The following is a 23,903-nucleotide window of genomic DNA, read 5'->3' on the forward strand; positions in this document are numbered from 1 at the left end:
CTGAACGGCAGTTTGCGTTCAGGCGCCGCCGCGGCTGTGCGCTCGGGTGTGAGCCGCCCGCGCAGTCAGCCGCTTCTCGCGGCGTTCCTCAGTAGCCGACAAAGACCGACTTCAGGTACGAAGCCGTGCGCTCGTCGTCCGGGGCTACGTCAGAAGGTCGAATCGCCGCAAGCCGTCCAAATACAAGTCGAACGAAGGCTTCAGCCGACATCGTGAGGTCTGCGTTGGTCGCGTTCTCAAGAGACTCGATCGCCGTGACCAGCCCGAGCTCGACGAGTAAGTAGGCCTCAGGGTCGACGACACGAACAACGATCTTCTGTGCCTCCTTGACCTCGCGTCCGCTTCGGGGGGCGATGCCCGGGAGTTGCTCCAGGAGGAAGGCCAGGTGTTCGGCCGGGATCGTTGCGTACCGGTTCGAGGCGACCTCGACGTCCCAGGTGTGCACAATGTGCTCCTGCAGTCGCATCCCCAGGAATTCGGTCAGAGGCCATACCGAACCGAACGCCGGGACCTTGTCCAGCGCGCTGTCGATCCCGTCCACGAGGTCAACGAAGTCCTCGTCTGCGTTGAGTCCGTCCCGGACCTGCTCATCTGGAGACTTGGCGTTCCATTTGTCCCAGATCGCCACGAAGTCGTCCTGCGTTGGCGCGTCCTCGCCGGCCAGCAGGCGAGTCAAGATCAGTCCGAAGATCTCGGCACCTGACCCGAGGTGCGAGAGCACGTCGCTGACGTTCCATTCCTCGGGATACGCCGCCGCGTCGGCCGCAGGCGAGGCTGGGAAGCCCATCACGGCCACAAGGCGATCGTGGGAGGTGCGGAGTGCGTCGCGGAGTTGCGCGAGGTTCTGCGTCATGCTGATTTCCTTCCTTGTCTTTGTCGCGGCGGTCAGGACGAGACCCAGCGGCGGATCAATAGAACGAGAAGCACGACGACAAGGCCCCCCGCAGCGAGAAGGCGCTTGTCCGGTACGCCGGCCACGGAGAGCAAGTCGACCGGCTCAGCGGACGGCGAGTTCGGCTCCGGGGCGGCGTGCACCTCGCCTGGCACCCGTGTCGAGCCGACGGTCGGCTCACCTGGCTGAGGGTTCTTCGTCGCCTCGATGTCCTTCGCGAGGGCGTCCGCGAACTGACCAATGATCTTGCGTCCGACGTCGTTCATCAGCCCGCGGCCCAGTTGCGCGGGCTTTCCCGTGATCGCGAGATCGGTGATGAGCTGGACCTCAGTGTCATCGCCACTTGGCGAGAGGATCGCGTCTACGGTCGCTGACGCATCGCTTGTGCCCTTGACGTCCCGGCCCGACAGTTCGATCTTGGCCTTCAGGCCATCCCTGTCGCGCTCGACGATCTTCGCCTTACCGTTGTAAGTCATGACGACCGGGCCGAGCTTCACCTTGACCGTGCCGGCAAAGTCGTCGCCATTGACCTCTGTCAGGGCCGCGCCCGGCATGCAGGTGGCGATACGCGGAACGTCAAGCAGGAGGTCGAATGCCTCCTGCGGCTCCAAGCCGACGACGAACGAGTGGGTCAGTTTCATGTGATCTCTCCGTTAGTGAATGCAGGCGTGGTCAAGCAGGCGCGCGCCATCGCCCCACGACGGTGTGGGGGATGTGCGGCGGATGACCCGCTCGTACTGCCTGGGCTTATGCCTTGCGGGCTCGGGGGGCGGATTCCTCGACGTCGTCGGCGACGACCACATGTTCGAGGTGCCGCATTAGTGAGATGCGCGCTCCCTCGATGTGTTCACGCATGACGAGCTCTGCGCGAGCTCCGTCTCGGCGCGCGATGGCCTGGTAGATCTCGAAGTGGCCCGCCTCTGCGACGTTCGCACGCCCCGGCAGGGCCAGGGTGACGTTCCGGTAGTGAAGGATCCGGCCATAGAGCAACTCGAGCGGCTCGAGCAATTGCGTGCTGTGCGCGTACTGGTGAACAGCGCGGTGGAATTGATCCGCCTCAGTCACGGCGGCGCCACCCTCCACGTGATCGTGCTCATCCTCGTGGACGAGTGTGTGTAGGTGCTCAAGCTCGTCGGGTGTGATCCGTTCGGCAGCTAGCCGCGCAGCGAGAGCTTCGAGCGCGCCCCGCACGCGGTAGATGTCGTCTGCCTCTTCGATAGAGATCGATGCGACGAAGATTCCTCCGCGCGGACGGACGTCGAGGAGGCCGTCTTGCTGCAGCCGGCGGACCGATTCGCGAACAGGATTGCGGCTGATACCGAGCTGCTCCGCGATCTTGGACTCGTAGATTCGCTCACCTACCGCGAGATGGCCTTCCAAAATGGCGCTTCGCAGCGTCTGGTAGGCCCGCTCCTGTAGCGACGGGTGATCCGCGATCGTGATGAGGCTGAGCGAGGAGGCACCTTCGCCCGTGCCGCCCATACGATCCGAATCGTTCTCACTCATGGTGAACTCCCTTCGCCGAGGTCTCCCACACCTGCCGTGAGCAACTCTGTTCCCAGGGTTGCATTGTCCACTGCGCCGAGAACTGCTGCGACCACCTGGTCGGTCGTAGCGTCGCCGCCCATGTCTCTGGTTCGCGGACCGCGGTCGACGACGGACCGCAGCGCAGCCATCACGAGGCCGCCCGCCTCGACCTCGCCTAGGTGCTCGAGCATCATCGCTGCGCTCCAGATCGCACCGACGGGGTTCCCGATTCCCCGTCCCGCGATGTCCGGTGCAGAGCCGTGCACGGGCTCGAACATGCTGGGGAAGTCTCGCTCCGGATTGAGGTTGGCCGACGCAGCCAGCCCCAGACTGCCCTGGAGCGCTGCTCCTAGGTCAGTCAGGATGTCGCCGAAGAGGTTGCTGGCGACGACGACGTCTAGTGTCTCTGGCGCTGACACGAATCGCGCAGCCAGCGCGTCGACGTGGTAGTGCGTGACATTCACGTCCGGATAGTCCTGCGCCACTCGGTCAACGACTTCGTCCCAGAGGACGGCGCTGTATTGCAGCGCGTTCGACTTCGTGGCGCTCGCCAGGCGGCCGCGTCGCTGGCGGGCAGTTTCCATCGCGTACCGAACGACGCGCTCGATCCCGTTCTCGGTGAACACCGAGACTTGCGTTGCGACACGTCCCGAACTTGTCTTGAGGATTCCACCGGAGCCCGAATACTCACCTTCGGCGTTCTCTCGTACGCACAGAATGTCCAGGTCACCGACGCCCTTGTCGCGCAGTGGTCCTTCGACGCCGGACCACAGCTGAAGTGGCCGCACGTTCGCGTACTGCCTGAACTCCTGACGGATAGGGATGAGAAGCCCGCGCAGCGAGATGTGGTCCGGTACACCAGGAAAGCCGACGGCGCCCAGCAAGATGGCGTCCGAACCGCGGAGCTGGTCCAGGCCGTCCGACGGCATCATCGAACCGTGCTCGACGTACCACTCGCACGACCAGGGAACCTCTACCCAGTCGACGCTGAAAGCGCCGGTCTTCGTGGCAACGCGGTCGACGACCGCCATCGCGCCGGGGGTGACCTCCTTGCCAATGCCATCGCCGGCAATGACCGTCACCCGGTAGGTCTTCACGGTCCCACCTCCGCCAGGGAAGAGAATCTGGCACGGACGGCGCTCAGCGAGCCGCCCTCACCAAGTGCTGCGCTCAGCGCGATCCATGCCTTCTCCGTAGTGAGTGACCCTGCCGACAGCAGTGGTAGGTCAGCAAGTGGGGAGCCGGTACCGCCCGTGGGCGGATTCGGAACAGATCCAGACGGCGCTCGCGACGAGACGACGACCACCGTGTCAGTTGCTGCCAACCGTTCGAGCGCCTCGAACATCTTGGGCGGTATACCTCCCGCTCCGGGCAGACCCTCGATAACCACTCCCCTGACTCCGCGAGCAGCTACGGCGTCAAGGAGGTCACCCTCTGCACCCGGGAAGACCTTTACGATCTCGACCCCTTCGACGGGCGTTCCCCTCAATCTCGGCATCGTCGGCGGAACGCGGAGGAAGTGAGGCCCGTCGCCGTCCACGACCCCAACCGAACCGTCAGTGTCGAGGAACGCGTTGTTGGCCGAGCGGGCCATCTTCCAGCACCCTCGCGCCGAGAGGATCTTGCCGGCGAAGCAGACGAGCACGCCACGCCCGGCCGCCTCCGGGCTTCCAGCGACTCGGACAGCGTCCGCCAGGTTCGCGGGACCGTCGGGATCGGCCTCGTCGGCCTTTCGCATTGCCCCGGTGAACACGACCGGCACGGTCGCATCGACGTACAGGTCCGAGACGAACGAGACGTACTCGAGTGTCGTGGTGCCGACGGTGACGACAACCCCTGCCACGTCCTCGTCATCGAGCGCCGCCCCGACTGAGCGTGCGATCGATGCCATGTCGGCAATCGTCATCGCCCAACTGGGAGTCCTCCGAAGCTCGAGGACTTCCGCCCTCTCGAGGCCCGGAGCGAGGCGGGCGATCTCTGCAGCTCCGAGCGCGGGCGCTGTCCGGCCAGTGGCAGGATCGAGCCGGGTTGCGATCGTTCCTCCGGTGGTCAGGAGTTTCAGCGTCCCCGGCGACCCGTCGGCGCGCCGCGACGTCTCGTGCAGAGTCACTTGATGATTCCGATCTTCGAGCGGTCGAGCGAGAGCAGCACCGCGCCCACCAGGACGATGCCCTGGGTGATCAGCTGCACCTCGCCGGAGACGCCGAGGATGATCATGCCGTTGAGGAGCATGGAAAGCACCAGGGCCCCGATGACTGTGTTCACGACGTTTCCGATCCCACCGGTGAGCGGCGTGCCGCCCAGTACCACGGCGGCGATCGCGGTCAGCTCGAACCCGCTCGCAGCGTCGGGGGTTGCAGCGCCGACGCGCGCCGAGAGCACGATGCCTCCGATGGCTGCCATGAGACCGCCGAAGCAGAACAGTGCGATCTTCACCCGGTTGACGTGAATTCCGGACAGCTTCGCGACCCGCTCCTGACCGCCGAGCGCGACCGTTCGCCGGCCGAACGACGTCAGGTGGAGGAGGATGGCGGTACCAGCGAAGCAGATGGCGAAGACGATGTAGATGCCGGGACGCTGCCCGAACCACAACCATCCATCGGGCACGTTCTCGGGCTGGGCACCAGAGATCTTGATGCTGATGCCGCGGGCAACGGAAAGCATGCCGAGCGTCACGATGAACGACGGCACCTTGAGGATTGCGAACGCGACGCCGTTGCAGAATCCCGCGGCGATGCCAGCGAGGATTGCCGCAGCTAGGCCGACGACGATGCCGTGCTCGTTGGCGACGATGGCTCCGACCATTCCGGACAGAGCGACGACCGATCCAACAGACAGGTCGATGCTGCCGGCGATGATGATCAAGGTGACGCCGAAGGCCGGGATAGCGATGATCGCCGTCTGCTGAAGGAGGAACTGGAAGTTCGTCGTGTTCAGGAACCGGTCCCCGGCGGTCAGGCTGAAGAAGGCCGTTACGGCGATCAGAGACAGGAAGGGAACCAGCCAGGCCGGAAGAAGTCGAGTGCCACGGCTCAGCGGGTTGCGACGCTTGGCGCCACCTCCCGACGTCGGGGCCGCCGGCGAGATGACGGTGGGAGTGACGGCAGCGGCTCCACTTGCGGAGACGCCCGTGTGTTCGCTCTGGGTGTTCATACCATGTGCCCAATCAGTTGCTTTTCGGTCAGGGGTTCGTCGGTCGAGAACTCCGCAGAAATGACGCCTCGCCGCATGATCACGAGGTTGTCGCTCATGGAGATCAGCTCGTCCAGGTCATCGCTGATGAGGAGCATCGCGACGCCGTCGTCAGCGAGCTCGTTGATGACTCGATGGATCTCAGCCCGTCCACCGATGTCGACACCGCGAGTCGGGTTGTGCAGGATCAGCAGGCGATTTCGCCGAACTAGCCACTTGGCGATCGCAATCTTCTGTCGGTTGCCACCGCTGAGATTGAGCGGCAAGTCGTGGCATCCCTGACAACGAACGCCCAGCCGCTCAATAAGCGTCGTAGCGCGACTCGATCCGCGCCGCGGATTGAGAAAACCGAACGCGCTCGTCCAGCGAAGCGCGACCAGGTCGATGTTCTTGTCGATTCGGAGGTTGAGGAGGAGACCCTCTCGATCGCGGTCGGCCGGTACATAGGCCACACCCGCCGAGACCGCCTGGACTGGCGAGCGGAACCGCACCCGCTTGCCGTCAAGCAGGATCTCGCCTTCGCTTGGCTTCGTCACTCCGAAGATGCTGTGCGCGAGCGCGTCGGCCCCGCAGTCCATCAGGCCACCCAGCCCCAGTACCTCTCCCTTGCGGACTCGCAAGGAGACACGCTCGGCTTGGCCGGCGACCGAGACGTTCCGGAGTTCCAAGACCGTCTCTGCCGAGTCCGGGATGGTGCGGTTGGAGGACTGCTCGACGACGTCGCCCACCATCAGCGAGGAGATCTCTTGCTTCGTAGTGCTTTTGGCGTCGAGCGTGGTCACCACTTCACCACTGCGCATCACGGTGACGCGGTCGCAAAGGCCAACGATTTCATCGAGGTGGTGCGAGATGTAGATGACGAGCCCGCCGTCCCTGGCGAATGCTCGCAGCGTCTCCTGAAGCGCTTCCACACCGTGTGCGGACATTGCCGCTGAAAGCTCATCCACGATCAGGATGCGAGGCTTCGAAGCCAGCGCTCGAGCCATCTCCACGAGCTTCTGGCTCTCGAGCGGGAGGTCGCCGGCTCGTGCCTTGAGGTCGATCCGCTGAGGCAGCCGTTCAATCACTGCCTCAGCGAATCGCCGGCGCGTCCAAGGCATGAAGATGCCCGCGGGCGCAAACCAACCCTCTCGCCCGAGGAGGAGGTTCTCCTCCACGGACATGTGTTCTTCGATCAGAGGCTCTTGCAGCACGATGTCGACACCATGCTGACGAGCCTGGGCCACGTCAGCGGGAGCGTAAGGCTCACCGCCAAGTCGCATTTCACCTGCGGACGGCTTCTGCATTCCAGCGATCAAGCTAACGATCGTTGACTTGCCTGCACCGTTTTGTCCGACGAGCGCGTGGATGTGCCCGTATTCGAAGGTGAGCCGTTCCTGCTCTCCCAACCGAACCGCGATGGTTCCTGGGTAGCGCTTCTCGACGCCGATGAGCTCGAGGGCGGGGGCCTGCGACATGCCGATTACTCCCTAGTGGTCTTTTCCGTCGCTACTTGAGCGTGATCTTGAAGTCAGCCGTCGAGGCGCCCGGCGTGTACTCCTGGGAGACCGCCTTGAAGTCGTAGGTGTCCATGCCGTTGATGACCTGGTCCTGATACGCCTGCGCGTTCTCCGTGGTGATCGGGAGCAGCGGAATGTTCACCTCTCGGTTGTCGGGCTTGTGGCCCTTGATGAAGTCGTATAGCTCGACCAGTGCGAACGCGCCACAGGCGTAGCCGCCACCGACCGAGGTGAGGAGTTCACCGTCCACGACCGCCTGCACGGCGTCCGGAGTGCCGTCCATAGCTGTCACGCTCACCGAGTCGAGGTCGCCCGAGTTGTCCAGCGCCTGGATCGCGCCGAGCGCACCTTCGTCATTGAACGAGAAGACGCCGTCGAAGCCGGGGCCGGGAAGGGCCGACAGGAAGTTCTCCATCGTCTGCTGCCCAGCGGCTCGCGCCTCGTTGCCGTACTGCGTCTTGAGAAGCTCGACGTCAGGGTGCTCGGCCACGAAGTCCTCCGCGGCAGCGAGTCGCTGCTCAGCGACGGAGTTGCCCTGGTCGCCAGTCATCGCAACCCACTTGCGAGCACCGGAGTCGTACAGAGTCTGGGCGGCGAGGGTTCCGCCGCCGCTGTCGTCCGTTCCGACGTAGCCGACGTAGATGTCTTCGGGCGAGTCATCCAGGTCGACGCCCGGCGCACGCTGCATGAAGGTCACCGGGATGCCGGCGGACTCCGCCTCGCGGAGCACGGTCTGCCCAACCTTGTCCGAAACCGGGCCGACGACGATGCCGTCGACGCCGGATGAGATCCAACCCTGAACGATGTTGATTTGCTTGCTCTCGTCGCTGTCGGCCTGGGCCGTCAGCAGGTCGATCCCGAGCTGACCGGCGGCCCCCTCGGCGAACTCCTGCATCAGCTCCCAGTACGGGTTGGAGATGAGCGGGACCACGAAGCCAATGGTCGGCTCGCCATCGGCGGAACTGCCGCCACCGGAGTCGCTGGATCCGCAGCCAACAAGCGTGCTGGCACCGGCCACGAGTGCTACGGCGGCCGCTACGAACTTTCTCGAGCGCATGTACAGACCTTTCTGGAATGTTCGGTACCGGAGGTACCGGAACGTTTCGGACCTTTGGAGGTCCCACGGGTCGCGTCCCAGAAGCGACATTGCTGAGCGAAACTTCGCCGAGAGCCCACGCTCTCGGGTCCTGCGGGTGTTACTTGTGTTCGTCGCTTTTCGCGTCGACGACTCCCGAATCGTCGATCGAGGCTTCTTGCGGCGTCTGTGTCACGAGATTCGCAATCTGATGCGGAAGCAGAGGCATCCGATCAATGAAGACGTTGAACGGAGAGAGCGCGTCTTCGATGGCCTCCGCAAGAACAGCGGCAACCGGAATAGCACCTGCCTCTCCGGTGCCCTTCACTCCCAAGGGGTTGAGGGGCGACGGCGTTTCGACGTGGTCGAGGATGATTTCGGGAAGGCCTTCGATTGAAGGCATTCGGAAGTCCATGAAGCTGGTTGCCTGAGGCTGGCCCTGCTCGTCAAACGGAAGCACCTCCAAGAGCGCGCCGCCCAGCCCCTGGACCAATCCTCCGAGGACCTGTCCCTCGACAATGGTCGGGTTGACGACCACCCCGCAGTCATGAACAAGGACGTATTTCTGTACGTCGACGGCCCCGACCTCCGGGTCCACCTCGACGATGGCTGCGTGAACACCGCTTCCGAACAGCTGTTGGCCCACGCCGAAGTAGCCGTCTTCTGTGAACACTGGCGGGGTAGCCACATTGGCAGCTCTTTCGCGGAGCTTCTCCAACACCGCGGGGTCGTCCTTGAGGGGCTTGTCGACGGGGTAGCCGTACGCGTTGGCGAGTGCCGCGATGGCGGCGAGGCTGATGGACTGTCCGGGAGCTCCCTTGACGGAGACCTGGCCTTCGGAGAACTCGAGATCGTCGTGGCTGCATTCGAACAGCTCGCTCACGTAGGCCGCGATCTTGTTGCGTAGCCGCTCTGAGGCCACCGCCACCGCGTTCCCTGCGAGGAGCAAGGACCGACTGCCGAACGTGCCAATGCCGAAGTCGACCTTGCCACTGTCTCCGCCTCGCACGACAACGTCGTCGATGCCAGCACCTAGCGAATCCGCCGCGATCTGCGCGAACGACGTGGCGTGTCCTTGCCCCTGCGAGGCGGTCGCGACGTCGAGGACGACGGTGCCGGCGTCGGTCAGTTTCGCCGCACACCCTTCGTACGGCCCAGGTCCGCTCGACTCGATGTAGGCGCAGATACCCATGCCGAGATAGCGTCCACGCGCGCGCGCTTCCTCCTGTGCCTTGCGGAAACCGGCCGGATCGAGGTGGTGGATTGCCTTCTCGAAACCGGCTTGATAGTTGCCACTGTCGTAGCGGATCGGGGCGTCAATGGTGAGCCCGACGTCGTACGGGAAGGCGTCTGCCGGCACCAGGTTGCGCAGCCGAACCTCATACGGCTCCATGTTGAGCTTGGCCGCAACGGTTCGGATAAGGCGCTCCATCGTGAAGACCGCATGCGGGCGCCCAGCGCCGCGGTACGGGCTCACCGGCGGCTTGTTGGTGTATAGGATCGTCGCCTTCGCGGCGTAGTTCTTGACCGCGTACTGACCGAGTACGTGGGTGAGTGTGTTCGCCGGAACGGCAATGCCGTAGGGAATGTAGGCGCCGGTGTCGTGCACGAAGTTGGTGCGGACGGCAAGGATCGTGCCCTCGGCGTCGAACGCAACCTCAGCGTCGTGGATCTGTCCCCGCTCCTGGTTGGCGGACACGAAGTGTTCCCAACGGTCTTCGATCCACTTGACCGGACGTCCGAGTGCACGCGCGGCGAACGGGACGAGAACCTCCTCCGGGTAGAAGAGCATGATCTTTGTCCCGAAGCCGCCACCGACGTCCGGAGCGATCACCTCGACCTGCTGGCTGGAGAGGCCAAACATGCGGCAGAGGCCGTGCTTGATTGCCACTGGGGCTTGCGTCGAGTCCCAGACGCGCAGCATCCGCTCACGAGGATCCCAGTCCGCCAATACCCCTCGCGTCTCCATCGGCATGCCGCCGGTTCGTTCGAGCGAGAGTCGCAGCTTCGCCGTGTAGGGCGCAGACGCGAAGACGCTGTCAGGATCTCCGACACCGTCGGTGACGACCCCGGCAACGTTGCCGGGCACGTCGTCGTGTACAGCGGCCGACGTGCTCGAGGCCTCTCCGAGGTCCACTACCGGGTCCAAGATGTCGTAGTCGATCGAAATGAGTTCTGCAGCATCCTCGGCTAGGTACCGGGTATCCGCGACGATGAGGGCGACGGCTTCACCGACGTAGCGCACGCGGTCGACTGCGAGGGGTCGCTGGGTCTTCGCAGCGATCAACGAAGGGTGGCCGGCGAGGAGCGGCAGGGGCTCGTTGAGGTCGCCGAGGTCACGACCGGTAAGGACGAGGTGAACGCCCGGCGCGGACCGAGCTGCTTCGACGTCAATGTTTGTGATTCGGGCGTTTGCAACCATGCTTCGCACGACAGACGCGTGCAGTTGGCGTGCCGGGTCGATGTCGTCGACATAGCGACCGAGCCCGCGGAGCAGACGATCGTCTTCCTTGCGACGTACGGCTTTGCCAACGTAGTTGCCGCCAGAATCGCCCGCCTGCACCTGGTGTGTCTTGCCCTTAGAACGCGTCACGACTCGGTCCCCCGATCCTGCTCAGCACCCTCGGCGAGCACCTGGTCAACGGCGCGGCTGATGCCGACGTAGCCCGTGCACCGACAGATGTGCCCGCCTACGGCGGACAGCATTTGCTCGCGGTTGCACCCTGCTTCTCGCATGCACGCCGTGAGAGACATGAGGATCCCTGGAGTGCAAAAGCCGCACTGCAGGCCGTGCTGATCGGAAAACGCCTGTTGGACCGGACTAAGCGAGTCGCCGGAAGCCAGGCTCTCAACCGTCTCGATCTCGGTCCCGTCGGCCTGGGCAGCAAACATCAGGCACGCGCGAGCCGAGTCGCCGTCCACCAGGACGGTGCAAGCGCCGCAGACGCCGTGCTCGCACCCGACATGGGTGCCGGTGAGACCGAGCTCGTGGCGAATGAAGTCGGACAGCAGCATTCGCGACTCCACATTCCGCTCGATCGCCTGTCCGTTAACCGTGCAACGAACCTGCGCTGACTGGGCGGTGTCGTTGGAGGTCATGCCAGGACTCCTTCACGCTCGTGTGCTTGCCGGAGCGCACGCTCGACCATGGGCCGAACGATGCGAACCCGATGCTCCGCTTCATCGCTATAGATGTCAGCGTGTCGAGAGATCTCCTCTGCCGCGGCTGCCGCGGCATCAACAATCAGTCCGTTGTTCAGGGCTGAGCCGGAGATGAGTTCTTCCGCCTGCCGGCAACGCATCGCTCGATCGGTTGGTCCGAACACGACGACGCGTGCCTCGTCCGGACCGACCACGCACGCGGCGCCGGCCAGGGCGAAGTCCCCGTGCCGCTGGGCGTATTCGCTGAAGCCCCAGGTCGACGGCGAAGTCAGGGCCGGGAAACGCACCTCAGTGAGGATCTCGTCGGACTCGACGGCAGTAGTCAGCATGCCCTCGAAGAAGTCGTCTGCATCGAGCCGACGCGTTCCTCGGGTACTCGCCACGCTCACCTCGGCGTCGAGGAGCACGCACATGGCAGGCAGTTCAGCTGCTGAGTCGCCGTGCGCGATCGATCCGCCGACGGTGCCACGGTTCCGGATCTGCATGTGACCGACCCACGACGCAGCGTGTGCTAGCACCGGCAACTGCTTGGTGGCGAGTTCGGACAGCTCGAGAGCGCGAGTTCGCGTGGTTGCACCTACTCGGAGTCCGCCGTCGGTCCAACTCAGTCCGGTGAGCTCTGGAATGCGCGTGATGTCGATCAAGCACTCCGGCGCGGCCAGCCGAAAGTTCATAACCGGGACCAGGCTCTGACCGCCGGCGATGACCTTGCTGTCATCAGGCGCTTCCGCGAGTGCCGACAGCGCTTCCTGAAGTGTCGCCGGTCGCACGTACTCGAACTTCGATGGCTTCATCTGACCTCCTCTGGTTCGTATACTTTAGACATCGAATGGCCGCCGTCAAGACCCAAAGCGGGAAAGTTTGTGGACGCCGAATCGGGCAGCTTTGCGGCGCACGTCACATGCTTCTGAGCGTGAACCGCCAGATTTTGCTGGATCTGGGTCTAGGCAGCGTCAAAAGTTCGTGTATACATTGAACACGCGCACGGCAGGGGCCGGCGCTCGACCATCTCTAGGAGCCCACATGACAACGAGCCTTGACGCTGCGACCGGACTGACCGCTGACGTAGCCGCGTTCATCGAGAGCGCCGACCTCAGCGACGTCCCCGCGTCCGCGCTCGACGCGGCCAAGCGATCCCTTCTCGACGGCCTGGGCCTCGCCGTCGCCGGTTCGCGGAGCGAGGGCCCGCGGCTCGCGCAGAAGATGGTGTCGGACTACTCGGCCGCTGGAGCCGAGGCTTCTGTACTCGGCACGAGCATGCGCCTGCCGGTTCGCTTCGCGGCTTTCCTCAACGGCATGCAGATCCACGCTGACGACTTCGACGACACCCAGCTCGCGGTCGCCCCAGACCGTGTGTACGGCCTTCTGACTCACCCGACCGCGCCTGTACTCCCCGTCGCCCTTGCTCTCACCGAGCGCACGGACGGCTCTGGCGCCGACCTGCTCATGAGCTACCTCCTTGGCGTCGAGGTCGCGACGAAGACGGCCGAGGCGATCAACCCGCGCCACTACGACGACGGCTTCCACGCGACCGCCACGCTCGGTGCGATCGGCGCGTCTGCAAGCGCGATCCGCATCCTTGGGCTGACCGGCGTGGAGGCGACCCGCGCCCTCGGTCTTGCCGCCTCGCAGGCTGGAGGCGTTCGCGAGCACTTCGGAACGATGACCAAGCCCTTCCACGCTGCGAGGGCGGCCGAGAGCGGCATCGTCGCGGCCACGCTCGCCGGCGCTGGCTTCACCGCCGCCCCCAATGCGCTCGAGGCCCAGCGCGGATTCTTCAACGCTGCCGGTGGCGGCTACGCCACCGATGCCATTCACGGCGTTCTGGGGAACCCCTGGACTTTCGAGTTCCCGGGCGTCTCGATCAAGCCGCACCCGTCCGGCTCGCTGACCCACCCGGGCATGAGCGCATTCGCAAAGCTCATTCACGACGAGGACCTCAGGCCCGGAGACGTCGAGCGGATCACGGTCGGCACGAACCGTCACATGCCCAACGCTCTCATTCACCACCGTCCGCAGACGGAGCTTCAGGCCAAGTTCAGCATGGAGTTCTGCCTGGCAATCCTGCTGCTCGAGCGGCGCGCCGGCCTCGCGGAGTTCACCGACGAGGTGGTTCTGCGCGACGACGTGCAGGAGATGATCCGCCGCGTGGACTTCGGAGTCGACGAGGCCGCGGAGGCGGCAGGGTACAACACCATGACGACCAACATTCGAGTCCTGATGAAGGATGGGCAGGTCTTCGAGACCAGCGCGGCGTTCGGTCGCGGCAGCCCGCAGAACCCGATGCCCGACTCCGAGCTCGTGGACAAGTTCGCTGGCTGCCTTGAGTGGGGCGGAGTCGACCCGGCGATCGCGCCGGACATCGCCGACATCGTGTTCGACCTCGAGAACCAGCCGAGCGTCGCGCAGCTCATCAGCCGCCTTGTGGCACGGGCATGACCAGCGACCACGGCCAGGAGGACGGCGCTCGATTCCACAGCGCCGTCGCCCGAACGGGCGTGACGCTAGTCGGCCGACTGCTGCCGGGCTCGGACCTCATCCGAGGACTGGAAGCGGTATGCGAGCATCACGGCGTGAAGTACGCAGCGGTGAACTTCGCGTACGGCAGTCTCTCCTCTGCCGGCTTCAAGACTCTGCAGATGCCTGACGACGGCTCGAACCGGCCGACTCTGACCTTGGAGACCGTCGACAGCCGCGTCGAGTTCTTGGGAGGGCAGGGTCTTGTGTGCTCGGACGGTCTCGGCGGTCGAGCGACACATCTACACGGATCCATTTCCGACGAGACGGGGCGAGTGCTCGGCGGGCACTTCGAGCCTGGCCTCAATCCTGTCTACAACAACATGGACTTCACTCTCCAGGAGCTGCTCGACGTCGAACTCGTCCGCGAGTGGGACACCGAGACCGCGACTGTCGAGATGCGCGTCGTCCAGATGGGAGACCAAGAGTGAGCAAGGTACAGCTTGTTGTAAAGGACGCTCGGATTGTCGTCCCGGAGGCGGGCGTTCTCACCGGGCATGTGGTTGTCGATGACGGCAAGGTGGTGGCACTCCTTTCGTCAGACGAAGCTCCTCCCGAGGCCACGCGCACGATCGACGCAGCTGGGCGCTACGTGTTGCCCGGCGCGCTGGATGCCCACTGCCACTACGGCCTCATGCCTCCGATGCGCGAACGGATGGCCCCGGAGACCGGGTTCGCCGCAATCGGCGGCGTGACAACGCTGATCCGGTACTACCGACGAACTGACTCCTATCTCGACACGTTCCCGGCCCACATCGAGCAGAACCCCGCGTATCACTACCAGGACTTCAGTGCGCACTTGGCGCTGTTCAACCAGAGCCAGGTCGAGGAGATCCCTCGCTACATCAGCGAGCTGGGCATCACGTCCTTCAAGCTCTACATGAACCTGAAGGCCAACCTCGCGAAGGCGTTCCTGATCGATCCGCTGGTCGACGACGAGGTCGCGCAGACCGAGGACCTCGACTACGACGACGGACTGCTGTTCGGCATCATGCAGAAGCTCGCATCCCAGCGAGTGCGCACGCGCCTCAGCGTCCACGTGGAAGAGGCGGACCTGGTGAGCTACCAGCTTCCGCGCGTCAAGGAGTCAGGCCTCGGCGGTCTGCTCGCTTGGCACTATGCGCGGCCAGCAGAGGCCGAAGCTCTCGGCGTGCAGAAGGTCGCCTACTTGTCGCGTCAGCTGAACGTTCCGGTCTACTTCCCGCACATCGGGAGCCGGCTCGGCCTGGATGCACTGCGCGCCGAAGCTGAGCGCGGCACCGACATGGTGATCGAGACCTGCCCGCACTACCTCGTGCACAACATCTCCAGCCCCGCCGCCGAGCTACTGAAGGTGATGCCTCCGGTACGTACCGACGACGACAACCGGGCCACGTGGGAGGCCATCGAGTCGGGCCTGATCTCGACGGTGTGCACCGATCACATTCCATACAACGCTGAAGAAAAGAACCTCGGCGACATCTGGACGACCCGCCCGGCATTCGGGAGCATCGGGCTGATGGTCGCTGTTCTCATCAGCGCCGGCGTCAACGGCGGCCACATCACGATCCAGCGAGCCGCGGAGCTGCTGTCTACGAACACGGCCAAGACGTTCGGGTTCTACCCCCAGAAGGGAACGCTGCTTCCAGGGAGCGACGCCGACCTCATGATCATCGACCCCGATGCCCGCTGGACCGTCCATGCCAACGACTTCCCGTCCGCCCAGCCCTTCTCCGTCTACGAGAACATGGAGCTGACCGGCCGAGTGGACGTCACCATCTCACGCGGTGACGTCATCGCGGAGAACGGCCAGCTCCAGGTCGAGCCTGGCCGGGGTAGGTTCCTTCGCCGCGACGCCGACGGCTCCAGGGCGGTGTGACCGATGGCTACCTACGATCTCGTAGTCCGCAACGCGCGGATCGTGAAGCCGGGTCAGCCGATCCGTGAGGGCGACATTGCCGTCAGGAACGGCGTCATCGTCGAGAGCGATGGCGTTGTCTCAGGCGACGCAGCGCAGACGATCGACGCCGCCGGCTCTCACGTGCTCCCTGGCGTGATCGATCCACACACCCACCCTGGCCTCGTGGCACCGCTCGATCGCCGACTTCCCCTTGAGTCGCGAGGTGCAGCCGCCGGCGGTGTCACGACGATCGTCCAGTACCTGCGCCGCCCCGAGAGCTATCGCGAAGCGGTACCAGCTCGCAGGAAGGCCGCGGAGGAGCACCTCCTTCAGGACTTCGCGTTTCACGTGACGCTGCTGAACCGCGATCACTTCGATGACATCCGCATGTGCATCGAAGACTTCGGCGTCACGTCCTTCAAGATTTACATGAACTCGCGCATGCCGCTGTCGGAGCGCATGCGGATGGACGCCCTCCCCGGACAGGAGGTGAACGACATCGCGCCCGTCGACTATGACGACGGATTCCTGCTCGATGCGTTCCGGGCCCTTGCCCCGTATCGAGGAGTGCGACTCAACATCCATTGCGAGAACTCCGACATTGCGATTTCTGAGACCGCGAAGGTCGTAGCCGCAGGACGTACCGGGCTCACGGCCTGGAGTGACGGTCGACCCGCGATCGGTGAAGCCGCGGCTATGCACGTCGCGGGAGTGATGTCGCGGGAGTACAACGTCCCGTTGTACATCCCTCACGTCGGAAGTCGCGAGGGCATCCGTGCAGTCGAGGAACTTCGCAAGCTTGGAACGTCGCTGACGGTCGAGACCTGTCCCCACTACCTGGTCCTGACTGACGAGAGTTCCGACACCGCCAAGGTCGCTCCGCCGATCCGCAAGGAAGCTGATCAGGCCGCGGTGCTCGAGGCACTCGTGAGGGGTGACCTGAACACGCTTGGCTCCGATGAGATCCCGTACACGCTCGAAGAGAAGGGGATGTCGACCTTCTGGACAGAGAACACCGCCTTCAGCGGTTGCGGGCTGCTCCTCCCGGTCGCAATTTCAGCGAATCTGCCGTTGCAGCTGGTTGCCGAGACGACCAGCGCTGCGCCCGCCCGCGCGTTCGGGCTTGAAGGCAAGGGGAGCCTCGATCCGGGGAACGACGCGGACCTCGTCATCGTCGATACCGAGAGCGAGTCTCAGGTCCGGCCCCAATTCCTCAACAGCTCGAGCGACTTCAGCGTGTACGACGGTATGTCGCTTCGTGGTTGGCCGACGGTCACCATCTCCCGCGGTGAAGTGATCTTCGATCGCGGCCGCTTCCCGACTGCCGAGGGACGCGGGAAGTACCTGTTCCGTTCCCTGGCAACCGACTGACCCGTCCCAGACCGCTCCGCCCGCGGGTGGCCCAGACGCCCGCGGGCGGGGCTTCAGTCTCTTCGAAGTTGGGCAGAAGTGCACGAACACGACTGCGGCGCCCTATCTAAGGCAGCACCGCTCACTAGCCGCCGTGGTGGCGGTGGTTCGGACTACCCGTCCCCTCGACAACCATCGCCGCCATGGCCCCAAGGTAGACCAGCAAGCGACAGACCCAGCCAATTCTCATTCAGGAGTGGGCGATGCGCGACGTACTTCCCCAGCTGCTCGATTGGTGGCGCGCCGGCCGTGAGGTCGGAATGGCGACCGTAGTCGCTACATTTCGGTCGGCACCCCGTCCTCCAGGTGCGAGCATGCTCGTTGGTCCAGACGGCACTGCCGTCGGCTCAGTGTCCGGCGGTTGCGTCGAAGGCGCGGTCTACGAGTCCGCGGGAGCTGTCGTCCAGACTGGCATGCCGCTAGTAGCCCGCTACGGGGTCAGCGACGACGACGCGTTTGCGGTCGGTCTGACTTGCGGCGGCATTCTCGATGTCTATGTCGAGAAGGTCTCGCGAGAGACATTTCCGAACCTCGAGGAGGTCGCGCGCGATCTCGAGGCAGGGCGACCGGTAGCGGTGGCTACGGTCATCGACCATCCAGACCCAGCGCTCGTCGGCCGGCGTCTCGTCGTTCGCCCGCCCGAAGCTGGCCTGTCAGAAGGCAGCCTCGGCTCAGATCGAGTCAACGCCGCAGTTCGAGACGACGCACTTGGGCTCCTCGCAACCGGAACTGACAGCGTGCTCACCTACGGTCCCGAGGGCGAGCGGCGCGGCGAGGGAATGCGCGTGTTCGTCTGGGCCTTCGCACCGAAACCCCGAATGCTCGTCTTCGGCGCGATCGACTTCGCGGCCGCAGTGGCCCACGTCGGCAACTTCCTCGGCTACCACGTCACGGTTTGCGACGCACGCCCAATCTTTGCGACACACAGCCGTTTCCCCCATGCCGATGAGGTCATCACCGATTGGCCGCACCGCTACCTGGCGAAGGTGGTCGAAACAGGCGGAATCGACGCCCGTACGGTGATCGCAGTCCTCACTCACGACCCCAAGTTCGACGTGCCGCTTTTGGAGGTCGCACTTCGGATACCCGAGGTCGCGTACATCGGCGCCATGGGGTCGCGCCGCACTCATCACGATCGAGTAGCACGTCTTAGGGAAGCGGGAGTCAGCGACGAACAGATCAGTCGCCTGGCGAGCCCCATCGGGCTGGACCTCGGCGCTCGCACCCCTGAGGAGACGGCAATCTCGATCGCCGCCGAAATCGTCGCAAGTCGGTGGGGCGGCAGCGGGGACAGGCTGAGCCTAACGGCAGGTCACATCCACAGTTCGCAGCGCTTGATCGCCTCAACGTCGCGACCGACCTTGCGCCCAGTGATGGCCGACAGCTGAAGTAGCGGCGACATGGGGCTGCGCGAGCATCGACAGCGAGACCGGACTATCCGAGGTCTGGCGTGGATGATCACGATCGGTCTGTGTGTTCTTCTGCTGCCCGGCTCCGCGAGTGCTGCAAGCCATGCCGATGAACCGTGCCCCGAAATCGCGACTCTGAGCCGCGGCCCCAATGGGGCACCGTTCGTGAATCTTGCGATCGAGCGACAGCGACCTTCCAGCCGCTGGCTTTGGGCGCCGAACTCCTCGCATCGACTTTGCCTCTCGGCCGGCGATGTGCTCGTCGCTCCGACATGCTCCCAGTCTTCGATCATCATCAAGTTCGATGAATGCGGCTCCGAGTCGCAGAACGGACACCCGTTCCCGCGGCCGGCGATCCGTCCGCGCGCAGACAGCATGCCGACGACTGTGAACGCCCAGGGACCGGAACGACCTATGGGCGCTACAGGTTGGCTGCTGTGGGCAACCCTGGTGTGCGCCGGCACTTTGGTCGCTTGCCTCTTGACTTGGCTCCTTGCCCAGGAAGGCGGAGACGACTGCCGCCCTGTAAATCCGAACGGAGCGTGGTGACAGTTAGCCCCCGATTGCGGACATCGGGCGGTCGGGCTGGAGGAACGTCGGGTCGTCGATGCCGTGGCCGGCGCGCTTGCCGGCCATTGCGGTCACCCAGCGCTCGGCGATCTCCTCGTCGGTCGCGCCGGCGCGGAGCGCGGCGCGCAGGTCGGACTCCTCGCGGGCGAACAGGCAGTTGCGGATCTGGCCGTCGGCGGTCAGCCGGACGCGGTCGCAGTCGCCGCAGAACGGCCGGGTGACGCTGGCGATCACGCCGACGGTGGCGGGTCCGCCGTCGACGAGGAACAGCTCGGCGGGGGCGCTCCCCCGTGGCTCGGCCGCGGGCGACAGCGTGAACTCGCGCTCGAGGTGGGCGAAGATCTCGTCGGCGGTCACCATGCCGTCGCGGCTCCAGCGGTGCTGGGCGTCCAGCGGCATCTGCTCGATGAACCGCAGCTCGTAGCCCTCGCCGATCGCCCAGCGCAGCAGCTCCGGCGCCTGGTCGTCGTTGATCCCGCGCATCAGGACGGCGTTCACCTTCACCGGGCCGAGTCCCGCCTCCTGGGCGGCCGCCAACCCGGCGAGCACGTCGGCCAGCCGGTCGCGGCGGGTGATCTCCTTGAACGACTCGCGGCGGATGCTGTCCAGGCTCACGTTCACCCGGTCGAGGCCGGCCTCGGCGAGCGCGTGCGCCGTACGAGCCAGGCCGAGCGCGTTCGTGGTCAGCGAGGTCTCGACGCCCAGGGCGCTCGTCCGCCGCACGATGTCCACGAGACCACGGCGTACCAACGGCTCACCCCCGGTGAACCGGACCTCCCGGATCCCGAGCAGCTCGACGCCGATGTGGACCAGCCGGACCACCTCGTCATCGCTCAGCACGGTGTCGTCGGGCAGCCAGTCCAGGCCCTCGGCCGGCATGCAGTAGGAGCAGCGCAGGTTGCAGCGGTCGGTCAGCGACACCCGCAGGTCGGTCGCGACCCGGCCATACCTGTCTCGCAGCTTGCCCGTGCTCATCGCCAAATTCTACGGAAGTTTGATCGCCGTAGCGCTCGTGGTCGGAGCTGTCTCAAGGAGTGGCTCACACCCTCGAGGGGCGGTTGCGACCGGCTTCAAGGAGTCCCGACCCACTCGTCGCTGCCGTCAACAAACGACTGGTGCTTCCAGATCGGTACCTCGGCTTTGAGGGTATCGATCAGCGCGCGACTGGCGGCGAACGCCTCGTCGCGATGGGAGGCAGTAGTAGCCACGATGACGGCGATATCGCCGATGGCGAGTGCGCCGACTCGATGTACTGCAGCGACGCCGTGCACGTCATAGTCGTCCGCAACTCGCTCGCAGACCTCGCGCATCTTTAGCCGGGCGGTCGGGTGTGCTGAATAGTTGAGACCGCCGACGCCCTTGCCGCCGTCGTGGTCACGCACCCTTCCGACGAACAGCGTCAAGCCGCCCGAAGCGTCGTCGCCGAGTGCTGACACGACTTCGTCGACGCTCAGCGCCGTCTCCCGGATGTCCACTTCGCGCACGACCGATTTCACTAGAAGAGCCTAGGACTTCCTCGCTTCGGAGCCCGGGTTCGTCCACATGTCGTTACCCCGAGCACGGGGCTCCCTATTCCGTCGGCTTTGGACCTCGGGGTGAGGACGGTTTCGTGACCTTGCCGGTCTGATTCCACTGGGCCCGGATGAGGTTCCCGCTCGTCGGTTGCAGATTCGCGCCCCGACTAGTGGTGAGGTGGATGTTCAGGCAGATCAATCGTCTCCTCGCCACCCGGCGTGAGATCGATGCCGTCGACAATTGCCGGTCGCGACACCTGCTGTGACCGGATCTCGGTTTTGCGGCTGAGTGGGCGCGGAGGCGAGACGGCGCCCTTGGGGCGGGCGCGTCATCACCCGGGTGAGCGCACGTCGGCGCTCACGTCTGCGCTCACCCGGACCCTCCGTGGATTCGTGGCGCTCGACCCGACTCTTTCCCAGACCTGTGATCAGGAGGACACGGGCGCCGGATTCGCACCGCCGAACCCACAAGAATTCTGCGGCCTTCACTCCCCGATTGGTTCTCCCACGATGCCCTGCTTCTCGTACTTGCGCAGGTCGTTGAGGGTGTCTGCTCTCTGCTCCCCGGTCCAGTCGAGCTGCGTCTTAGGAATCTCGCCACCTTCGTAGACACGCTCGTAGGTGATGAGCTCCCACCCATACTCATGCGGCAGGTAGTCGTTGCGAATGAACCGACTGCGGATGTCGTCGGGGAACGTCTGAACCTCACCGTTGAGGACCACGGTCTCTACCTTGCCCGGCTGATAGAGCACGCGAATGTCCTTCACCGGGTCGCCGTCGACGACGATGATGTCTGCCAGCTTGCCTTCGGCCAGCACGCCCACATCGTTCGGAAGACCCATAGCGTTTGCACCATGCTTGGTGCCAGCTTGGATCGCTTCGAGCGAGGACATACCCGTGTACATCATGAGCATCTCAAGCTCGCGCGCATGCCACTGTCCGTAGGGAACCAAGGCGAAACCGCTATCAGTTCCCATCGCGAACTTCACGCCGGCGTCGTATGCACGGTGCAACGAGCTCATCGTGGCCTCGTTCATCCGCTTGGTCGCTTCGACGATGCCGTGACGCGCGCGAGACTCCTCCGCGAACTCGACGACGTGGTGCATGAGAAGCTGAGTAGGAGCGAGCGGAATCTGGCTCTTTGCGAGGTTTTCGATCGTGGCGTCCGACATGTGATTCCCGTGCATGATGTGGTCGAAGCCTGCGTTGACCGCGGCATTCATCTCACCATCGCCGCGCGCGTGGATCGTGATCTTCAGCCCGAGCTGGTGGGCCAAGTCCGCGCACATCTTGAGCTCGTCGTCGGTGAAAGCCTGGAAGTCGCCGAAAGGCGAATCCGCCAGTTTGATGAGGTCGACCCCACCCTTCTTCTGCCGCCGAATCTCATCGATCATGGCGTCCTTGGTGTTGGTCAACCGCCCAGTGCTGGCGTCCGGTACCCCCGTCGAGTCCGGGAACCAATCCGTAAGACCGTTGCTAGTCGTCAGGTAGCGACCAGCGGTCGTCATCCGCGGTCCGTGAATGAGTCCGCGGCGAATTCCCTCACGCAGACCAACACCGATGAAGTAGCTACCGCCCGGCTGGGACATGCTGGTGACACCAGCCGCGAGAACCTTCTCAACATTCGCCGCCGCGATCAGCGTCCGCAGTTCCGGAGGCGTGTACATGCTGATCTCTTCTTCGGTCCGCGCCAGGCCGTAGGTCATGTGGCAGTGGATATCGATCAGCCCAGGCATCACGGTCTTGCCGCGCGCGTCGATGCGTGTGAGATCGGCGCCTCGGGGCACGTCCTCATCGACGTCAACCTTGCCGAGCTTGATGATGCGGGCGTTCTTCACGAGAACGTCGCAACCCTCCATCGGGGGATTGAGATCACCGTCGACTACGGTTCCGTTCTCGATCAGCAAGTACTTGTCAGTCATGTCAATCTCCTCGTGAGCTGGTTGCGGCCGGTACGCCGCGAGTCACTTCGCCGGAGATGAACTCCGCGACGATCTCGACGAAACGGGTGGGGTTCTCAAAGTAGGGCGCATGACCACACTTGTTCATCACACGCAATTCGGCCTGTGGAAGCGCATCACGCGAGCGATAGCCCATCGACAGTGGCGTCCACCGGTCGCTCTCGCCCCACACCAGCAGGATGGAGAGCTCCGGCCGTTCCTTCAGTCGGTCGACCTGCAGGTCATTGACGGAGTCCTCGTTTAGTGCCGTCGCAGCTTTGTGGAGTGCCTGCCGAGCACCCGAGGACGAGTTGATCTGGGACTCTTCTCGGATCCAAGCGTCCACGACCTGGTCAGGAGAGGAGACAACCATTTTCAACTTCGCCGCTACGGCCTCAGGACTGCCGTCCGAAACCTTCTCCGGACCAACCATGGCAGCTTCGTCCATCGGGACGATGCCCATCGTTCCGATGAGGACGAGGCTCGATACGAGCTCAGGGCGGTCACATGCCACCATCGCAGCCACCTGACCGCCCAGCGATGTGCCGAGAATGGTGACGCCCTGAAGGTCGAGCTCATCCAGAACGCCGGCAACGAACCCGGCGAAGTCGCGCGGGCGGTAGCCATAGTCTTCGGGCTTATCGGCCAGACCATGCCCAGGAAAGTCCATCGCAAGGACCCGGAATCCTGCCTCAACTAGCCCCGGCATGACCGGGGTGAACCGGTCCGCCCGCGAGCCGACGCCGTGCAGGCACAGCAGGACATCTTGTCCAGCACCGGCTTCCACGACCCTGGTGGTGAGGCCATCGACCGTGATCGGGTAGCTAATCGTGATGTCGCGACCCTGCTGGAAGTAGGCCACCGTTCAGTCCCCAGCAGGGCGCACCGCGAGTGCCTCGATCTCCACGCGGAAACGCTCCTCGACAAGCCCGGCGACGATGAGCAGAGTGTTCGGCGGGTAGACGCCTTCGGGGTAGATCTCAGCGAAGACCTCCTTGCGCGTCGCCATGAACGGCGGGATGGTGTCGCGTCCGACGAGGAACGTCTGGAACTTCACAACATGGCTGAAGTCGAGTCCTACTGCGGCAAGAGCATTGCCGACGTTCGCGAATGCCCCCCGCACCTGGTCCTCAGCCGAGTCAGAGTTCGGCCAAGCACCAGTGTTGTCCGTGCCGAACTGGCCGGCGACGACAACCAGCTCGCCAGGGCCGGCCTCTGAGATCGGCGAGTAGTCGCCGAACTTGGCAAGGGTGGGGACAACCGGGTGATAGGTGACGGACATGTGATGTTCTCCGCTCTCGCTTGGTTGATGTATGC

At 64.5% G+C, this 23,903-nt stretch carries 21 protein-coding genes; 5 read left to right on the top strand and 16 right to left on the bottom strand.

Annotated elements, in window-relative coordinates; all coding sequences use genetic code 11:
- Positions 1-88 precede the first annotated feature (88 nt).
- From PZ894_RS19755 to PZ894_RS19805, 11 genes are all read right to left on the bottom strand, one after another.
- On the bottom strand, positions 89-853 hold the full coding sequence (locus PZ894_RS19755) for a maleylpyruvate isomerase family mycothiol-dependent enzyme (protein ID WP_275747447.1): 765 nt from the start codon (positions 851-853) through the stop codon (positions 89-91).
- Between the two features lie 32 nt (positions 854-885).
- Positions 886-1,533 (bottom strand): SRPBCC family protein, encoded by a 648-nt coding sequence (locus PZ894_RS19760; RefSeq protein ID WP_275747449.1) that lies wholly within the window; start codon positions 1,531-1,533, stop codon positions 886-888.
- A gap of 106 nt (positions 1,534-1,639) precedes the next feature.
- Positions 1,640-2,398, bottom strand: coding sequence for a GntR family transcriptional regulator (locus PZ894_RS19765; protein WP_275747451.1), 759 nt, complete (start codon positions 2,396-2,398; stop codon positions 1,640-1,642).
- The gene (locus tag PZ894_RS19770) at positions 2,395-3,516 is read right to left on the bottom strand and encodes a tartrate dehydrogenase (RefSeq protein WP_275747452.1); all 1,122 of its coding nucleotides are present in this window, start codon (positions 3,514-3,516) and stop codon (positions 2,395-2,397) included. The genes PZ894_RS19765 and PZ894_RS19770 overlap by 4 nt, the downstream gene beginning before the upstream one ends.
- Positions 3,513-4,529, bottom strand: coding sequence for an asparaginase (locus tag PZ894_RS19775; RefSeq protein WP_275747453.1), 1,017 nt, complete (start codon positions 4,527-4,529; stop codon positions 3,513-3,515). The genes PZ894_RS19770 and PZ894_RS19775 overlap by 4 nt, the downstream gene beginning before the upstream one ends.
- On the bottom strand, positions 4,526-5,572 hold the full coding sequence (locus PZ894_RS19780) for an ABC transporter permease (RefSeq protein ID WP_275747455.1): 1,047 nt from the start codon (positions 5,570-5,572) through the stop codon (positions 4,526-4,528). Before PZ894_RS19780 ends, PZ894_RS19775 begins: the two co-directional genes overlap by 4 nt.
- On the bottom strand, positions 5,569-7,068 hold the full coding sequence (locus PZ894_RS19785) for a sugar ABC transporter ATP-binding protein (protein ID WP_275747456.1): 1,500 nt from the start codon (positions 7,066-7,068) through the stop codon (positions 5,569-5,571). The genes PZ894_RS19780 and PZ894_RS19785 overlap by 4 nt, the downstream gene beginning before the upstream one ends.
- A 31-nt stretch (positions 7,069-7,099) precedes the next feature.
- On the bottom strand, positions 7,100-8,167 hold the full coding sequence (locus PZ894_RS19790) for a sugar ABC transporter substrate-binding protein (protein WP_275747458.1): 1,068 nt from the start codon (positions 8,165-8,167) through the stop codon (positions 7,100-7,102).
- Between the two features lie 139 nt (positions 8,168-8,306).
- Positions 8,307-10,778: a xanthine dehydrogenase family protein molybdopterin-binding subunit gene (locus PZ894_RS19795; RefSeq protein WP_275747459.1), complete on the bottom strand. Its 2,472-nt coding sequence runs from the start codon at positions 10,776-10,778 to the stop codon at positions 8,307-8,309.
- The gene (locus tag PZ894_RS19800; RefSeq protein ID WP_275747461.1) at positions 10,775-11,284 is read right to left on the bottom strand and encodes a (2Fe-2S)-binding protein; all 510 of its coding nucleotides are present in this window, start codon (positions 11,282-11,284) and stop codon (positions 10,775-10,777) included. The genes PZ894_RS19795 and PZ894_RS19800 overlap by 4 nt, the downstream gene beginning before the upstream one ends.
- Positions 11,281-12,141, bottom strand: coding sequence for a xanthine dehydrogenase family protein subunit M (locus PZ894_RS19805; RefSeq protein ID WP_275747462.1), 861 nt, complete (start codon positions 12,139-12,141; stop codon positions 11,281-11,283). Before PZ894_RS19805 ends, PZ894_RS19800 begins: the two co-directional genes overlap by 4 nt.
- Before the next feature lie 229 nt (positions 12,142-12,370).
- Between PZ894_RS19805 and PZ894_RS19810 the strand changes: the two genes are divergently transcribed.
- The 5 genes from PZ894_RS19810 (at position 12,371) to PZ894_RS19830 (ending at position 18,541) form a co-directional block, all read left to right on the top strand.
- Positions 12,371-13,786 (top strand): MmgE/PrpD family protein, encoded by a 1,416-nt coding sequence (locus PZ894_RS19810; RefSeq protein ID WP_275747464.1) that lies wholly within the window; start codon positions 12,371-12,373, stop codon positions 13,784-13,786.
- Positions 13,783-14,295: a PPC domain-containing DNA-binding protein gene (locus tag PZ894_RS19815; protein WP_275747466.1), complete on the top strand. Its 513-nt coding sequence runs from the start codon at positions 13,783-13,785 to the stop codon at positions 14,293-14,295. The genes PZ894_RS19810 and PZ894_RS19815 overlap by 4 nt, the downstream gene beginning before the upstream one ends.
- Positions 14,292-15,722: an amidohydrolase family protein gene (locus tag PZ894_RS19820; protein WP_275747467.1), complete on the top strand. Its 1,431-nt coding sequence runs from the start codon at positions 14,292-14,294 to the stop codon at positions 15,720-15,722. Before PZ894_RS19815 ends, PZ894_RS19820 begins: the two co-directional genes overlap by 4 nt.
- Before the next feature lie 3 nt (positions 15,723-15,725).
- Complete coding sequence (locus tag PZ894_RS19825; protein WP_275747468.1) at positions 15,726-17,114, top strand: amidohydrolase family protein; 1,389 nt, start codon at positions 15,726-15,728, stop codon at positions 17,112-17,114.
- A gap of 242 nt (positions 17,115-17,356) precedes the next feature.
- Entirely contained in the window at positions 17,357-18,541 is a 1,185-nt protein-coding gene (locus PZ894_RS19830) for an XdhC/CoxI family protein (RefSeq protein WP_275747469.1), read from the top strand.
- A gap of 573 nt (positions 18,542-19,114) precedes the next feature.
- Here the strand turns inward: PZ894_RS19830 and moaA are convergent.
- From moaA to PZ894_RS19855, 5 genes are all read right to left on the bottom strand, one after another.
- Positions 19,115-20,107: a GTP 3',8-cyclase MoaA gene (gene moaA, locus PZ894_RS19835; protein ID WP_275747471.1), complete on the bottom strand. Its 993-nt coding sequence runs from the start codon at positions 20,105-20,107 to the stop codon at positions 19,115-19,117.
- Positions 20,108-20,202: 95 nt separating this feature from the next.
- The gene (locus PZ894_RS19840) at positions 20,203-20,628 is read right to left on the bottom strand and encodes a molybdenum cofactor biosynthesis protein MoaE (RefSeq protein ID WP_275747473.1); all 426 of its coding nucleotides are present in this window, start codon (positions 20,626-20,628) and stop codon (positions 20,203-20,205) included.
- Positions 20,629-21,131: 503 nt separating this feature from the next.
- Positions 21,132-22,568, bottom strand: coding sequence for an amidohydrolase family protein (locus PZ894_RS19845; protein ID WP_275747475.1), 1,437 nt, complete (start codon positions 22,566-22,568; stop codon positions 21,132-21,134).
- A 1-nt stretch (position 22,569) separates the two neighbouring features.
- Positions 22,570-23,448, bottom strand: a complete 879-nt coding sequence (locus PZ894_RS19850; protein ID WP_275747476.1) for an alpha/beta hydrolase — start codon at positions 23,446-23,448, stop codon at positions 22,570-22,572.
- A 3-nt stretch (positions 23,449-23,451) separates the two neighbouring features.
- A complete protein-coding gene (locus PZ894_RS19855) occupies positions 23,452-23,868 on the bottom strand; it encodes a RidA family protein (RefSeq protein ID WP_275747477.1) in 417 nt (138 codons plus the stop codon).
- Between the last annotated feature and the right edge of the window lie 35 nt (positions 23,869-23,903).

Source organism: Nocardioides sp. YIM 152315, from assembly GCF_029210375.1.
Lineage (GTDB): Bacteria > Actinomycetota > Actinomycetes > Propionibacteriales > Nocardioidaceae > Nocardioides.